This is a genomic window from Arthrobacter sp. ISL-85, from assembly GCF_018613675.1.
Taxonomy (GTDB): Bacteria; Actinomycetota; Actinomycetes; order Actinomycetales; family Micrococcaceae; genus Arthrobacter.
This window is the reverse complement of record NZ_JAGGPQ010000019.1, coordinates 108,767-122,600: the sequence shown is the minus strand read 5'-3', so window position 1 is coordinate 122,600 and position 13,834 is coordinate 108,767. Positions and strand designations below refer to the sequence as shown.

The following is a 13,834-nucleotide window of genomic DNA, read 5'->3' as shown; positions in this document are numbered from 1 at the left end:
GCAGGAAATAAGCCATTGACCCTGGATGCACTGCACGGCTAACATACAACCAAATGGTTGTAGATCAGCTGAGCGGGACAGAACTGGACCGCCTTTTTCAGGCGTTCGCCGACGCCACGCGGCGGGACATCATCCGTCGGGTCACCGTCGAGGAATACTCCGTCACCGGCCTGTCAGCCCTCTACGCCATGAGTTTCGCCGCCGTCCAGAAGCACGTGGCGGTGTTGGAGCGCGCATCCCTGGTCACCAAGGAAAAGCGCGGGAGGGAGCAGATGGTGCGGGGCAATCATGAAGGCCTGCGAAATGCCCGGCGGCTGCTCGACGACTATGAACAGATCTGGCGGCAGCGCGCCGCCAGGATGGCAGACATTCTCGCTGAAGGTTAGGAAGGCAATGCCATGACCGTCATCAGTATGGACAAGAACCCCGAGGCCCTGAGCCTTACCCTTGTTGCCGAGTTTGACGCCGGCGTGGAACGCGTCTGGCAGCTCTTCGAGGACCCACGGCAGCTGGAGCGCTGGTGGGGCCCGCCCACCTATCCCGCGACCTTCTACAAGCATGACTTCGTACCCGGCGGCAAGGCCAGCTACTACATGACAGGGCCGGAAGGGGACAAAGCACACGGCTGGTGGGAGTTCACCAGCATCGATGCGCCCCGCCGGCTCGAGTTCAACGACGGTTTTGCGGACAGCGACGGCAAACCCACGGACGAACTGGGCATCTCGCACGCAACCGTGACCCTGGAGCCGCTGGGGGAGCGCACCCGCATGACCATGCTGTCCACGTTCGAGTCTGAGGAACAGTTGGAGCAGATAATGGCGATGGGCATGGAAGAGGGGCTCAAGGAGGCCGTCGGCCAGATCGACGGCATCCTCGCCGAGCACGCCAACGCCTGATTTCATCAAAAACTGTCCCAAGCCGTCGCCACGGCGCCAGGTAAACGGACGACGGCGGGACGTCCCGCCGTCGTCCGCTCACCCCTGGGTGGCGGCCGCCCATGGGCGTTGAATGCGCAAGCCCGCCGCTGAATACTGGAAGTCGGGGATGAGGCGAGGGGAGGCGGTGGCAGCAATGAGCGGCGGGGCAGGGGATTTCCGCAAGCGCCTGGAGCGGGCGGCCGAAGTCCGTTCATATCGTGGTGCCGGGATCAGCGCCGAGGAGGAAGCGGCGCTGGATGCCCTCGACGCGCAGGAGCGGGAGAAGCGCCGGAAAGTCAGCGACGCCGCCCGCGCCGAATACCTGGTCCGGGACGCCATGGCGCAGGGCAAGTTCGACAACCTGAAGTACGCCGGCAAACCAATCCCTGGCCTGGGCGAATCCTACGATCCCGACTGGTGGGTCAAGGGGCTGATCCAGCGGGAAAACCTCAGCGGCCTGGGCCCTCCCGCTATCCTGCTCCGTGCCGAGGATGCCGAACTCGACGCCAAGCTGGACGCCCAGTACACGGAGCAGCAGGTCCGGGACATCCTGCAGGACTTCAACCGGCGGGTAATTGACGCCCGCCGCCAGTTGCAGGGCGGGCCGCCGGTAATCACCAAGACCCGTGACGTCGAAGAGGACGTGGAGCGCTGGCGCAGCCGCCGCGCCGCGTGGGTTGCCGAGGCCCCTGTCGAGCCGGAGCGTGAGCGCTCCTGGTGGAATCGGTTGTGGAAGGGCACGGGCTAGGAAGCTGGATTCAAACCCTCGCCAGCGGCCTGCCACGTGTCGTCGCAGTGCCCCCGAACACGGCCGCGGCGCGGGATCGCAGCCGTGCTTTCCGGTTTGGGTCCGGGGCTAGGGCCTGTAGTTCGGATTTGGACCAATCATCGAAGCGGGCGGGGGTGCGAACGGGGCTGCCGGGTAGAGCGGCGCCACCTTGAGCATGTAGTTGGCCCACTGCGGGCCGGCGATCATGTATCCGTCAAGGCTGGGGTAGAAGGTGCCGTTAATGGTCACGTTCTGCCCTGCCCGCTTTTGGCCTTCCAGTGCATCCCCAAAGAAGGATGCCGTTACCAGACCGGTGGTGTACCCGACCACCCAGGTGGAACCGTTGTTGTTCGAGGTGCCCGTCTTGGCTGCGGTAGGAACTTTGTCCTGCACCTTCGGGTTGATCCAGACGCCTGAGCCCTTCTTCAGGACGTCCTGCAGCACAGAGTTGACGCCGCGCGCGACGTCGGGTTTGACGGCGTCGTGGCAGTCCGGCGCCTGTGCGGGCAGCTTTGCCCCGGCAGCATCCGTGACGTCAACTACAGCGATGGGCGCGCAGTATCGGCCATCCGTCGCAAAGGTGGCAAAGGCATTTGCGAGGGTGAGGGGGGCCACTCCGGTGCCGCCCAGCAGGTTGCCCAGTTGATGCATGTTGACCGGGGTGCTGTCCAGGCCGCTGTGCAGGCCCACAGAGTCCACCATCTTCTGGATTCCGCAGAAGTCCAGCTGGGATGCCGAGGCGAAGGTGGCGGTGTTGATCGAGTTATACAGGCCGTAGTTGACCGGCATCGGCCGGTAGAAGCCGTCCTCCGCGTTCTGCAGGTCATCGGCAGCGCCAAGAGCCGGGTTTGCCTGAGCCGTGCTGTACGCTCCCAGCACCTTCCCGCAACTGTCCTTCCACGGGAACCCCAAGGGGTAGACCCGGCGGGATGCGTCCACTTCGGCGGTAAGCGGCTTGCCCTCGTTCAGCCACTCCGCAAACGTAAAGGGCTTCATGGTGGACCCGGGCTGGAACCCCCCGGCACCGTTCAGGTCGTTGCCCTGGGCGTCCTTGGCATCCACATTGAAGTTCAGGTTTGTATCGAACTTGCCGGGCTGCGGGAGGAATACCGTGTTTTGGGCCATGGCCAGGATCTTCCCGCTGCCAGGCTGGATGCTCAGCAATGACGCCGCCCATCGGTCCGGATTTGCGCCCGCGGTCCCATCCACCTGGGCCTGGGCCGCCGCCTGGAGCCGGCTGTCCAGGGTGGTGACAATGGTGAGGCCGCCCCGGTACAGTCGTCGCTCGCGTTCAGGTTCCGTGGGCCCGTAAGCCGGATTGTTCAGGATCAGGTGCGAGATGTAGTCGCAGAAGTACGGTGCCATGGCTGCATTGGCGCAGCCCTGCTGTTGCGGCGTGATCTTCAGCTGGATGGGGGTGGCCACGGCCTCATCGTGCTGGGCTTGCGTGATCTTTTTCTGGCGCAGCATCTCGGACAGGACCTGGTTCCGCCGAACAATCGACTTGTCCGGATTGGTCACCGGGTTGTACAGGGTGGGGCTGTTTACGACGCCGGCCAGCAACGCTGCCTGGGGAAGGGTGAGGTTTTTCGCGCTCGTGCTGAAGAAGTAGCGTGCCGCGGCTTCAATCCCGTAGGCATTGCTGCTGAAGAAGACGATATTCAGGTACCCCTCAAGGATCTGGTCCTTGGTGTACTTCTTCTCCAGGGTGATGGCAAGCTTCATCTCCCGCAGTTTGTCGCCGAAGTTCTTTTGCCCGTTCAGGACCACTGCGTCCGGCCTGTCCTGGGAAAGCTCCGCCTCGTTCAGGACGTTCGTGACGTACTGCTGCGTGATGGTGGACGCGCCCTGCTCGCCGCCTTTGGTCAGGTTGGACACCACCGCCCGCAGAATGCCCTGCGGGTCCACGCCGGCGTGCTCGTAGAACCTGCTGTCCTCGATGGCGACAATGCCGTCCTTGATGAAGGGCGACATCTGGTCCAGCGGCACTTTCACGCGGTTCTCCGCGTAAAAGGTTGCAATTTGCTGCCCGTCCGACGTGAGGACCTTGGTGGCCTGGGACGGTGGCTGCACCGTCAACTCGGCGGGCAGGCTTTCAAAGAAACCGATGGAGGAGCTGACCCCCATGCCCGCGGCTGCCACCGCCGGCACCACCAGGCTGGCCGCCAGCACACCGCACATGACACTCGCTGCGAGGAACCCCAGAATCCTTCCCAGGGCTGCACCAAAGCCGCGCCTGCGCTTCCGCTTCCTTGCCATTCCTCAGCCCCCGCCTTCGAAGGTGGGACCAGAATACGCTCCCGTCGAGGGGCGAACCAGAGGCGGAAAGGTCAGGATTTGGTCACGTACAGGCATTGACTCAGCGATAGTTAACGACATATCGTTAACTATCGCTGAAGTAACAGCGAGAACCTCAATTGAAAGGGACGATGCCACCATGAAAGGCATATTTGACGAGAAACATCCAGACCCTGAGTTCGGCAGGGGCCGCTTCGAACGGGGCAGGGGACGCCGGGGGCCGCACGGGCACCGGGGCCCGGGCTTCGGTCCCGGCTTCGGTCCCGGTTTTGGGCCAGGCTTCGGGCAGGGCTTCGGTCCCGGGTTCGGACCAGGCTTCGGACGGGGCAGCCGGCGGGCCAGCCGGGGCGATGTCCGCGCGGCCATCCTCTCGCTCCTGGCAGAGGCCCCGTCCAATGGTTACGGACTGATCAAGACCATCGCCGCAAAGACCGGCGGAATGTGGCGGCCCAGCCCCGGATCCATATACCCCACCCTGCAGCAGTTGGTGGACGAGGGCCTGATCGAGGCACTCAGCGAAGGCCGTGGGACTGAATTTGCCCTCACCGATGCAGGCAAGGCCTACGTGGCGGAACACGCCGAGGAGATGGAGAACGCCTGGAACGCAGAACCGGACAGTGCGGACCGGGACTTCCACCAAAGCATCGGCAAGCTCATGGGTGCCATCCATCAGTTCCGCACCGGTGTGACGGAGGAACAGCGCGCTGCCGCCGTCGAGAAGATGGACGAAACGCGCCGCGCCCTCTATAAGATCCTGGCGGACTAGGACGGGAGTTTACGCGAAGGAGTCTTCCCTGGCGTGGCGTTCGGCGGGAGCAGCTGCCGTAGGAATGTGGGCCGCGGCCTGGCGCAGGGGATTGAAGCTGGCTCCGATCTCGCCGAACGCGTAGGCAGTCTCTGCGTGCTCGGACAGGTCCACGCCGGCGGTCTCGGCCTCGTGGCTCACGCGGAAGCCCACCGTCTTGTTGATCACCCGGCCAATGACAGTGGTTCCAAGGCCGGACAACAGCAGGGTAATGACGACGGCGGCTGCCTGGGCAATGAGCTGCTGGACGCCGCCGCCATAGAAGAGGCCGCCGCCCTGGCCATTCACGGGGAGGGCGATGAAACCCAACGACAGGGTGCCGATGAGGCCGGCGCCCAGGTGGACGCCCACAACGTCCAGGGAGTCATCCAGGCCAAAACGGTACTTGAGGTCCACGAAGACGCAGCATGCCGCGCCCGCCACCAGGCCCAGGCCGATAGCGGCCACCGGGCTGATGTTGGCGCAGGAAGGGGTGATAGCCACCAGGCCGGCAACCACGCCGGAGGCTGCGCCCAGCGAAGTGGGGTGCCCGTGCCGGACCTTTTCGGTGACCAGCCAGCTGAGCATGGCTGCGGCGGGAGCTACCAGGGTGTTGATCCAAATGAGGCCGGCCTGTTCCACGCTGGTGGCGGCGCCGCCGTTGAAGCCAAACCAGCCGAACCACAGGATCGCCGCGCCGAGCATGATGAAGGGCAGGTTGTGGGGGCGGTGGTTGGGGTCCTTCGCGAAGCCATGGCGCTGGCCAACGATTACGGCCAGCACCAGGGCCGCCGTTCCAGAGCTGATTTCCACCACGGCGCCGCCGGCGAAATCGATGACCTGGCCGAAGATTTCCGTGACCGCGCCCCCTGCGCTCATCAGACCGCCACCCCAGATCATGTAGGCAAGGGGGCAGTAGATCACGGTGATCCATACCGGTACGAACAGGGCCCAGGCGCCGAACTTGGCGCGGTCGGCGATGGCCCCGCTGATCAGCGCCACGGTGACGATCGCGAAGGTGGCGCTGAATCCGGCTTTGAGAAGGTCCGGTGAACCTATCAGGTTCTGCAGGCCGAAGCTGGTGAAGGGATTGCCGAAGAGGCCCAGGACGCCGTTGCCGGTGGTCATCGAGTAGCCCCAGAGGACCCACACCACGCCAACAATTCCCGCCGAGATGAAGCTCATCATGATCATGTTCAGCGCGGCCTTGGCCCGGGTCATGCCGCCGTAGAAGAGGCCGAGTCCGGGGGTCATGAACAGTACCATTGCGGCCGAAATCATCAGCCAGACGTGTTGGGCAGTGATTTCCACCGATGGGTCCCTTCGCAACGTGAACGTGGTGCAGGGCCCGTTTGGCCCCGCGGCGTTTCCCCCGGGATCCATTTTTGGCGTCGCGTGTTTCAGTCAATGCCGCTTAAGGTTGCCGTCACGTTACACAAATGGCTCCTGTGTGAAGTTCGCGTATCGGCTATGTTTCCGGCATGTAAACGGCAGCTCCTCCAGGGCCGGGCAGCGCGGGCGCCAGCCCCTCCGTTTCCGCGCTACCGCGGGCCGAAACGGCCCGCGGTAGGTGAGACCCGCCGTCGTACGCTCTTTTGCCGTCTGTTTCGAAGCTATGAACGGCAACTCACGCGTTCAGAACCTGCGGGCGTTGGCGAGCACAGGCAGTTTGGCCCGTACGTCGTCCACAGTTGAGGGATCAATGTCGACGACGGCGAGTTCCGGCTTCCCGCCAAGCGCCACCACCGCCTTTCCCAGGGGGGTGATAACTGCGCTGTGTCCGATACCGGTGGGCGCTGTGCCCGCGGGACCGGCGCCCACCGTTTCGGGATCCGCCTGGCCGCAAGCCACCACAAACGTGGTGCTGTCCAGCGCCCGGGCGCGCACCAGCAAATCCCACTGCTCCGCCTTGCCTTCACCGGCGCCCCAGGAGGCACACACGATATTGACTTGGGCACCTGCGTTGGCATTGGCGGTAAACAGGTCCGGAAAACGGACGTCGTAACAGGTTGCCAGCCCGAACACCGTCCCATCCAGTGCGAACGTTACCGGCGCCTCCCCAGCGTCCACCGTCCTGGACTCAGTGAAGCCGAAGGCGTCAAAAAGATGGACCTTGTCATACGACGCCTCCACCCCGGCCCCGGTGACCAGCAGCGTGTTACGTACCCGGCCGTCCTTCCCTGGAGTGAACATGCCGGCAACGACCGTGATGTCCAGTTCGTTGGCGATCCTGCGGACCTCGCTGGCCCACGGGCCCTCAACGGGCTCGGCAACATCCTTCAAAGAGTGGCCAAAGGCGCGCATGGTCGCCTCGGGAAAGACCACCAGCTGTGCGCCCGCGTTCTTGGCCTGGGCGGCATATTCCCAGATGAGTTCCAAATTGGCGGCGGTGTCTACACTGCTGATGATTTGGGCGATGGCGATACGCATTACTGCCTGTAGCCCTCCACTTCGCTGATGGGGCGGGCCTCGGCGTCGTTCGGGTTGTCGCCTGAATCCTTCTTGGCCCGCCGTTGGCGCAGCAGGTCCCAGCACTGGTCCAGGCTTTCTTCCACGTACTTGAGCCGTGCCTGGTCCGGCGCCTGCCCCTCCGGTGCACCTTCGCGCAGCGAGTGCTCCTCCTCTACCAAGGCCTGGATGTGCGTCAAAATATCCTGATCATTCATGGTTTCCCCTTACTCTGGTCCGGTCCCCTTCAGCGTACGTAGTAGGTGCTGAAGGAGCCAGCCCCGGGCTGTACCATCAACTTCATGCCCACTGCGCTTGATATGGCAGGTCCTATCCTGGAAGTGCTCACCTGGTTGTGCCTGCCCGCCGGACTGGGACTGCTCTTCTACACCGGTTTCCTCCGCCGCTTCGTGCACCCCTGGGACGTGGCCGAGGCCGTGGTGTATTCGGATTCCACGGGTGTGGGTTTCCGCTGGTTCGACAGGAAGCATCAGGTGCACAATGCTCCGATGTCCCCTTACGACATCAAGGACATGGCGGCCGGAGACACCCTGCCCCTCTACTACCACCCCAAGCGCCCAACGCAGTGGCAGACCACCCCGCCTGAGGAAGCGGGGCGGACGGCCTCAGTCCTGGGCCGCTGCCTGACGGCGATCGGCGCGGTGGCACTGCTGGCCGGCTTCGTCCTGCCGATGTTCTAGCTGACCAGGACCACCACAATGCCCAGGCACCCCAGGGCGACTCCCGCGAAAGCGGTCCAGAGCACCGCGGGCAGGTCGGCTTCGATGCTTTCGCCTGCCAGGCCGTGGGACCTGGCCTGGTAGCGGCGGCGCTGGGTGAGGTAGATGGCAAGGGCGGCGCCACCGGAAATCACCGGCAGTATCAGGATGGGCGGCCCGTACGTGGGAAGCCAGCGCAGGAAGAAGGCGCTTGCCGTTACGAGTGCCAGCATGGTCCGGCCCCAGGCGAGCGCCGTCCGCTCGGGCTGCAGGCCGGGATCGCCGTGGGGGCTGGGGGCGCGGGATGCCATGCAGTCAGCGCCACAGGATGAAGACAAGGACGACGGCGGCAGCCAGCGCGCCTGCCCCGGCCAACAGGGGCACAAAGAGCGGCAGCGGCAGTGGGGCCTTGTTGCGCATGCTCCGCTCCACCCGAAGCCACCGCATGGCCGCTCCGCCACTGAGCATCATGCCCAGCAACAGCAACAGGACGGCCAGGCCTTTCCGGACAGGCTCAATGAAAAGGCCGGACGTGAACGCCTCGATGGCGATGCCCCCCGCCAGCAGCGCAAGCGAGGTCCGGATCCAAGCCAGGAAAGTTCGTTCGTTCGCGAGCGTGAAGCGCGGGTCCGGTTCCTCGCCGCCGGGCAGCAGCCGTTCAGCCATCTTTCCGCGCGATGGCGGGATTGGCTTGGCTGGCTGCTCACTGTTGATCACCGGGCCAGTTTAGCGGCGGCCCGGTGAGAGCCTGCCTGTCATGAAGCGTGGCGGAGCACGGCCTTGCCTGCCAGGTGTTCTCCGATAGGCAGGGCAGCGGTTGCGGCGGGGGAGGGGGCATTCAAGACGTGGATCATCCGGTCCGTCTCCGCCAGCAGGAAATCGTGGAGGAGCGTTCCGTCCCGGCGCACAGCTTGTGCCCGGATGCCTGCCTCATATGGCAGCAGGTCCGCTTTGGCCAGGCCGGGGGCGTATTTACGGCATTCCTGCAGGTAGCTTCCCTTGAACAGCGAGTTCCGGGCTTCGCGCACCGCGGTGCTGGCATTGGACCTGGCCACGTGCCACAGCCCCGGAAAGCGCAAGTAGCGGCCCACATCCTTGAAGTCCACCGAGAATTTGGGGTAGCCCTCCCGGGCCAGGCCCAGCACCGCATTGGGTCCCACGGTGATGCTGCCGTTGATGGTGGGGGTGAGATGGACCCCTAGAAAAGGCAGCTCCGGGTCCGGTACGGGGTAGATCAGGTGCGTGACGTAGTCCCACTTGGATTCCGGCAGCTCAAAATACTCCCCGCGGAAAGGGATGATCTGGATGTCGATCTCCATTCCGGCCAGTTCCGCCAAACGGTCCGACTGCAGGCCCGCACAGGCCACCAAGCGGCGGCAGGAGTAGGCGCCCTGTCCCGTGCCGACCTCCACGCGGTCGGAATGCTCCACGATCGAGCCCACTTTGGCTCCGGTGATGACCCGTCCACCGGCTGAAGCGATGAGTTCGGCCAGCTTCTGCGACACTTCCCGGTAGTCCACGATGCCGGTGCTGGGAATGAACAGCGCGCCGAGGCCTGAAACGTTCGGTTCGCGGCGGTTGAGTTCCGCCTGGTCCACGCGCTCGCAGTCCAGCCCGTGGACAACAGCGCGTTCCTCCAGGCGCTCCAGCCGGTCCAGCTCCACGGCCGAAGTGGCCACCAGCAGCTTGCCCGGCTCGGCGTACCTGATGCCGTGCTCCCGGCAGAACTCCTTGGTCTGTTGCGATCCGGCTTTGCTGAACCGCGCCTTAAGGCTGTCCGGGGCGTAATAGATCCCGGAATGGATGACGCCGCTGTTGTGGCCTGTCTGGTGTGAGGCCAGGGTCTCCGCGGCCTCGAGCAGGACCAGCGAGGCTCCCGGTTGCTTCAGCAGCAGCTGATAGGCCGTTGCGAGGCCCACGATTCCGCCGCCGATAACGCAGTAGTCCACCCGCTCCACAGGTCCCGCCTTTCGCTGTGGCTAGATTCTAGCCACAGCGGCGCTGCTTATCCGCCGCTCCGCGGTGCAAACATGATCACGGCAACTCCCAGCAGGCAGACCACCGACCCGGCGATGTCCCAGCGGTCCGGGCGGAAGCCGTCAAAAGCCATACCCCATGCCAGGGAGCCGGCTACAAACACTCCGCCATAGGCCGCCAGGATACGGCCGAAGTGGGCGTCCGGCTGGAGCGTAGCCACGAAGCCATAGGCGCCCAGTGCGATCACGCCGAGACCGGCCCACCACCAGTCCTTGCCTTCCCGGACGGCCTGCCACACCAGCCAGGCGCCCCCGATTTCCGCGGCAGCGGCCAGCACGAACAGCACGATGGTCTTGGAAATGGTGACAATTTCGTCCGGAATACCCACGCAGCCATCATCCCAGCCGGGAATGCCGTTGTTGGCCGGACAGTTGGGGGAGGTATGGAGCGCATCGGATTCCTTTCATTCGGCCACTGGGGCCCCGGCCAGGGTTCCCGCACCAGGACAGCGGCGGACGCCCTGCTCCAGGGCGTCGAACTGGCGGTTGCCGCCGAAGAACTTGGAGTGAACGGCGCGTTCTTTCGCGTCCACCACTTCGCCCGGCAGCAGGCATCGCCCTTCCCGCTCCTGGCGGCCATCGCCGCCCGCACCAGCCGCATCGAAATTGGCACCGGCGTGATCGACATGCGCTACGAAAACCCGCTGTACATGGCTGAGGAGGCCGCGACGGCGGACCTGATCAGCGGCGGCAGGCTGCAGCTGGGCATCAGCCGCGGTTCACCCGAGCCTGCCCTGGAGGGTGCGTCTGCATTTGGCCACCGGCCGCAGCCGGGGGAGACCGATGCGGACATGGCCCGCCGCCACACCGCCGTCTTCCGCAAGGCCATCACCGGCGCCGGGATGGCGCAGGCCGATCCCCGCTACGCCGGGGCCGCTGCCGGCCTCCTCCCCGTCCAGCCCCAGTCCCCGGGACTGGCGGAACGGATCTGGTGGGGCGCCGGCAGCAGGAAGACCGCGGTCTGGTCCGCGGAACTCGGCATGAACCTGATGAGTTCCACGCTGCTCACCGAGGACACCGGCGTGCCCTTCCATGAACTCCAGGCCGAACAGATCCAGTTGTTCAGGGAGGTATGGTCAACCGCAGGCCACGCCCATCAGCCAAGGGTGTCGGTCAGCCGCAGCGTCCTTCCCATCGTTGATGAGGAGGACAACTACTACTTCGCCGGAAGCGCCCTCCGCGACGGCCGCGACCAAGTAGGCGTCATCGACGGCCTGACCTCCCGGTTCGGCAAGAGCTACGTTGGCGCGCCCGACCTTCTGGCCGAGCAGCTCGCGGCCGATACGGCGGTGCAGGCGGCCGACACCCTGCTGCTGACCGTTCCAAACCAGCTGGGCGTGGACTTCAACGCCAAGCTCCTGGGCAACATAGCGCAATTCGTTGCCCCGGCCCTGGGATGGAGCCGATAGGACGCTGGGAACCTTTTGCGATACCGAACCGTTACTCTTAAAGTGCGGTGTGGGGGCTTCGCGCGCCCAACTACACTGTGACTGCTGACCGGTCATATGACGGAGAGAGAGAAATATGGCTCGCGCCGCCCTAGGCTTTGACGCATGATCCGGCTACGACAACTGGCCCAGGCGGCCTCAGTTCTCACTACGCCTTTGACGCCGGAGGACGTTCTTTCGCTGTTCAACCCTGTCTACTCGGCCCGGCAGCTTCGTGGCGTGGTGACCCGGGTGGTGCAGGAAACAGCGCAGTCGGCAACCATCTTCTTCCGCCCTGGCCGCGGGTGGAAGGCGCACATGGCAGGTCAGTGGGCCCGCATCGGCGTCGAACTCGACGGCGTTCGCCACTGGCGCTCCTATTCGCTAAGCGCCCCCGCCGGCAAGGACCCGGCCATCACCGTCACCGACGTGGGTGCCGTCTCCGGCACCCTGGTGCGCACCACCAAGCCCGGCGATGTCCTGTTCCTCGCCCCGCCGCAGGGCGATTTCGTGCTTCCGGAGCATCCACGCCCCCTTCTCATGGTCACCGCCGGCAGCGGCATCACTCCGGTGATGTCCATGATCCGCACCCTTGTGCCGCGGCGTCCGGATGCCGACGTCGTCCTCGTCCACTCCGCCCGTACTCCCGGCGACAGCCTGTTCCGTGAGGAACTCGCAGAGCTCGCAGACCAGTTCCCCAACTTCCGGCTGGCGCACTGGTACACGGGCGAGCAGGGCCGGATGGACTTCTCCAGCACCAAGGAGCTGGACGCGATCTGCCCCGACTGGAAGGACCGGGCGGCCTACGCCTGTGGCCCGGACAGCTTCCTGGACGACGCCGAGGCGCTGTGGAAGCGGGCAGCCCTGACCACGCGCGCGCCCGGCACCGACGTTGCCGTGGCCGGAGACGCCGGTAACCTGATGATTGAACGCTTCAACACCACCTTCAACGCCGGAGTAGGGCACGACGGCGGCCTGGTCACCTTCGAAGCCTCCGACCGGGAGGTGGAAGCCGACGGCGACACCCCCATCCTGGACATCGGCGAGGACGCCGGGGTGCTGATGCCGAGCGGATGCCGCATGGGTATCTGCCACAGCTGCCTTACCCCCCTGCTGGCCGGGCAGGTCCGCGACCTCCGCACCGGGGAAATCCACGGCGAACCTGGCCAACTGATCCAAACGTGTGTTTCGGCAGCCGCCGGACCCGTCAACCTCGAACTCTGAGGAGCAGCACCGTATGACTGTCATCTCACCCGCAAAAACCACTGCAGACGCCAACGCCGGCACCTCCAGGACGCGCCCCGGAAAGCTGGCCGAATCCGGAAGCCCCAGCGTCCGGCCGCCGGCCGCAGCCCACCTCACCGACGAACAGGTGGCGGAGCTGGGCCGTGAGCTCGACGCTATCCGGGACGAAATCCTGGGGAAGCGCGGCGCCGAAGACGCCGCCTACATCCGCCGCATGATCAAGATCCAGCGCGGACTGGAACTCTCCGGCCGCGCCGCCCTGCTGGTAAGCAAGAACAAGGCCGCCTGGGTCACGGGCACCACGTTGCTGAGCCTTGCCAAGATCCTCGAAAACATGGAACTGGGCCACAACATCCTGCACGGCCAGTGGGACTGGATGCGGGACCCGGACATCCACTCCACCACCTGGGAATGGGACTTCGTCACGCCTTCGCGCTCCTGGCAGCACACCCACAACGACCTGCACCACCGGTGGACCAACGTAGTGGGCAAGGACAACGACGTTGGATACAACCTCCTCCGCATGGACGAGGCCCAGCCGTGGAAGCCCATCAACCTGGCCAACCCGCTGTTCAATGCCATCCTGGCACCGGTCTTCGAGTGGGGCATTGCCATCTATGACCTCGAACTGACCGAGTACAAGGAAGGCACCAAGTCCAAGGAGGCCCTGCTCAAGGACCTCAAGGCCCTGGGTAAGAAGGTCATCACCCAGTTCACCAAGGACTACGCCGCCACGCCCGCGTTGGCTATGCTGACCGGCTCGGCCAAGCAGGCCCTGTTCGGCACCATCGCAGCGAATGCCGTGCGGAACGTCTGGGCCCACGCGGTCATCTTCTGCGGCCATTTCCCGGAAGGCACCGACACCTTCACGGAGGAGATGGTGGACGGCGAGACCCGCGGCGACTGGTACGTGCGCCAGATGATCGGTTCGGCCAACATCTCGGGGTCCAAGTTCATGCACCTGATGACCGGCAACCTGTCGCACCAGATTGAGCACCACCTCTTCCCGGACCTGCCCTCCAACCGGTACGGAGAGGTGGCGCCCAGGGTCCGCGAGATCTGCCAGCGCTACGGCCTGAAGTACACCACTGGGCCGCTGCTGAAGCAGGTGGGCTCCTCCTGGGCCAAGGTCTTCAAGCTGGCACTGCCTGGAAAGGCTGCCCGGGCCTAAGCCGGGAAATCCAAAACGCA

16 protein-coding genes are annotated in these 13,834 nt (G+C 65.0%); 8 read left to right on the top strand and 8 right to left on the bottom strand.

The genetic code is table 11. From position 1 onward, the window contains the following. Window positions 1-53: 53 nt before the first annotated feature. The 3 genes from J7I84_RS15265 (at window position 54) to J7I84_RS15255 (ending at window position 1,665) form a co-directional block, all read left to right on the top strand. A complete protein-coding gene (locus J7I84_RS15265) occupies window positions 54-386 on the top strand; it encodes a helix-turn-helix domain-containing protein (RefSeq protein WP_214945392.1) in 333 nt (110 codons plus the stop codon). Window positions 387-398: 12 nt separating this feature from the next. After that, entirely contained in the window at window positions 399-896 is a 498-nt protein-coding gene (locus J7I84_RS15260) for an SRPBCC domain-containing protein (RefSeq protein ID WP_214945391.1), read from the top strand. Window positions 897-1,071: 175 nt separating this feature from the next. Next, the gene (locus J7I84_RS15255; RefSeq protein WP_214945458.1) at window positions 1,072-1,665 is read left to right on the top strand and encodes a DUF1992 domain-containing protein; all 594 of its coding nucleotides are present in this window, start codon (window positions 1,072-1,074) and stop codon (window positions 1,663-1,665) included. Window positions 1,666-1,773: 108 nt separating this feature from the next. On the opposite strand, the gene J7I84_RS15250 is transcribed toward J7I84_RS15255, so the two are convergent. Beyond that, a complete protein-coding gene (locus J7I84_RS15250) occupies window positions 1,774-3,945 on the bottom strand; it encodes a transglycosylase domain-containing protein (protein ID WP_214945390.1) in 2,172 nt (723 codons plus the stop codon). Window positions 3,946-4,123: 178 nt separating this feature from the next. Between J7I84_RS15250 and J7I84_RS15245 the strand changes: the two genes are divergently transcribed. Beyond that, a complete protein-coding gene (locus J7I84_RS15245) occupies window positions 4,124-4,750 on the top strand; it encodes a PadR family transcriptional regulator (protein WP_214945389.1) in 627 nt (208 codons plus the stop codon). Between the two features lie 9 nt (window positions 4,751-4,759). Here J7I84_RS15245 and J7I84_RS15240 read toward each other — a convergent pair whose 3' ends face one another. The 3 genes from J7I84_RS15240 to J7I84_RS15230 form a co-directional block, all read right to left on the bottom strand. Continuing rightward, the gene (locus J7I84_RS15240) at window positions 4,760-6,079 is read right to left on the bottom strand and encodes an ammonium transporter (protein ID WP_214945388.1); all 1,320 of its coding nucleotides are present in this window, start codon (window positions 6,077-6,079) and stop codon (window positions 4,760-4,762) included. Window positions 6,080-6,403: 324 nt separating this feature from the next. Then, window positions 6,404-7,198 (bottom strand): carbon-nitrogen hydrolase family protein, encoded by a 795-nt coding sequence (locus J7I84_RS15235; protein ID WP_214945387.1) that lies wholly within the window; start codon window positions 7,196-7,198, stop codon window positions 6,404-6,406. Continuing rightward, complete coding sequence (locus tag J7I84_RS15230; RefSeq protein ID WP_214945386.1) at window positions 7,198-7,434, bottom strand: DUF2630 family protein; 237 nt, start codon at window positions 7,432-7,434, stop codon at window positions 7,198-7,200. The genes J7I84_RS15235 and J7I84_RS15230 overlap by 1 nt, the downstream gene beginning before the upstream one ends. A gap of 84 nt (window positions 7,435-7,518) precedes the next feature. On the opposite strand from J7I84_RS15230, the gene J7I84_RS15225 reads away from it, so the two are divergent. After that, window positions 7,519-7,917: a hypothetical protein gene (locus J7I84_RS15225; protein ID WP_214945385.1), complete on the top strand. Its 399-nt coding sequence runs from the start codon at window positions 7,519-7,521 to the stop codon at window positions 7,915-7,917. On the opposite strand, the gene J7I84_RS15220 is transcribed toward J7I84_RS15225, so the two are convergent. Genes J7I84_RS15220 through J7I84_RS15205 form a run of 4 tightly spaced genes read right to left on the bottom strand, consistent with a single transcriptional unit; the run spans window position 7,914 to window position 10,300 of the window. Continuing rightward, a complete protein-coding gene (locus tag J7I84_RS15220; protein WP_214945384.1) occupies window positions 7,914-8,246 on the bottom strand; it encodes a DUF202 domain-containing protein in 333 nt (110 codons plus the stop codon). The two genes, J7I84_RS15225 and J7I84_RS15220, sit on opposite strands and share 4 nt — an antisense overlap. Window positions 8,247-8,250: 4 nt before the next feature. After that, window positions 8,251-8,649, bottom strand: coding sequence for a YidH family protein (locus tag J7I84_RS15215; protein WP_396020078.1), 399 nt, complete (start codon window positions 8,647-8,649; stop codon window positions 8,251-8,253). A gap of 41 nt (window positions 8,650-8,690) precedes the next feature. Further along, window positions 8,691-9,893: an L-2-hydroxyglutarate oxidase gene (lhgO, locus tag J7I84_RS15210; RefSeq protein ID WP_214945383.1), complete on the bottom strand. Its 1,203-nt coding sequence runs from the start codon at window positions 9,891-9,893 to the stop codon at window positions 8,691-8,693. A gap of 47 nt (window positions 9,894-9,940) precedes the next feature. Beyond that, entirely contained in the window at window positions 9,941-10,300 is a 360-nt protein-coding gene (locus J7I84_RS15205) for a YnfA family protein (protein WP_214945382.1), read from the bottom strand. A gap of 54 nt (window positions 10,301-10,354) precedes the next feature. On the opposite strand from J7I84_RS15205, the gene J7I84_RS15200 reads away from it, so the two are divergent. From J7I84_RS15200 to J7I84_RS15190, 3 genes are all read left to right on the top strand, one after another. Then, window positions 10,355-11,380, top strand: a complete 1,026-nt coding sequence (locus J7I84_RS15200) for an LLM class flavin-dependent oxidoreductase (protein ID WP_214945381.1) — start codon at window positions 10,355-10,357, stop codon at window positions 11,378-11,380. A 144-nt stretch (window positions 11,381-11,524) separates the two neighbouring features. Continuing rightward, window positions 11,525-12,622 (top strand): ferredoxin reductase, encoded by a 1,098-nt coding sequence (locus J7I84_RS15195; RefSeq protein ID WP_214945380.1) that lies wholly within the window; start codon window positions 11,525-11,527, stop codon window positions 12,620-12,622. A gap of 13 nt (window positions 12,623-12,635) precedes the next feature. Further along, window positions 12,636-13,814: an acyl-CoA desaturase gene (locus tag J7I84_RS15190; protein WP_214945379.1), complete on the top strand. Its 1,179-nt coding sequence runs from the start codon at window positions 12,636-12,638 to the stop codon at window positions 13,812-13,814. Window positions 13,815-13,834 lie beyond the last annotated feature (20 nt).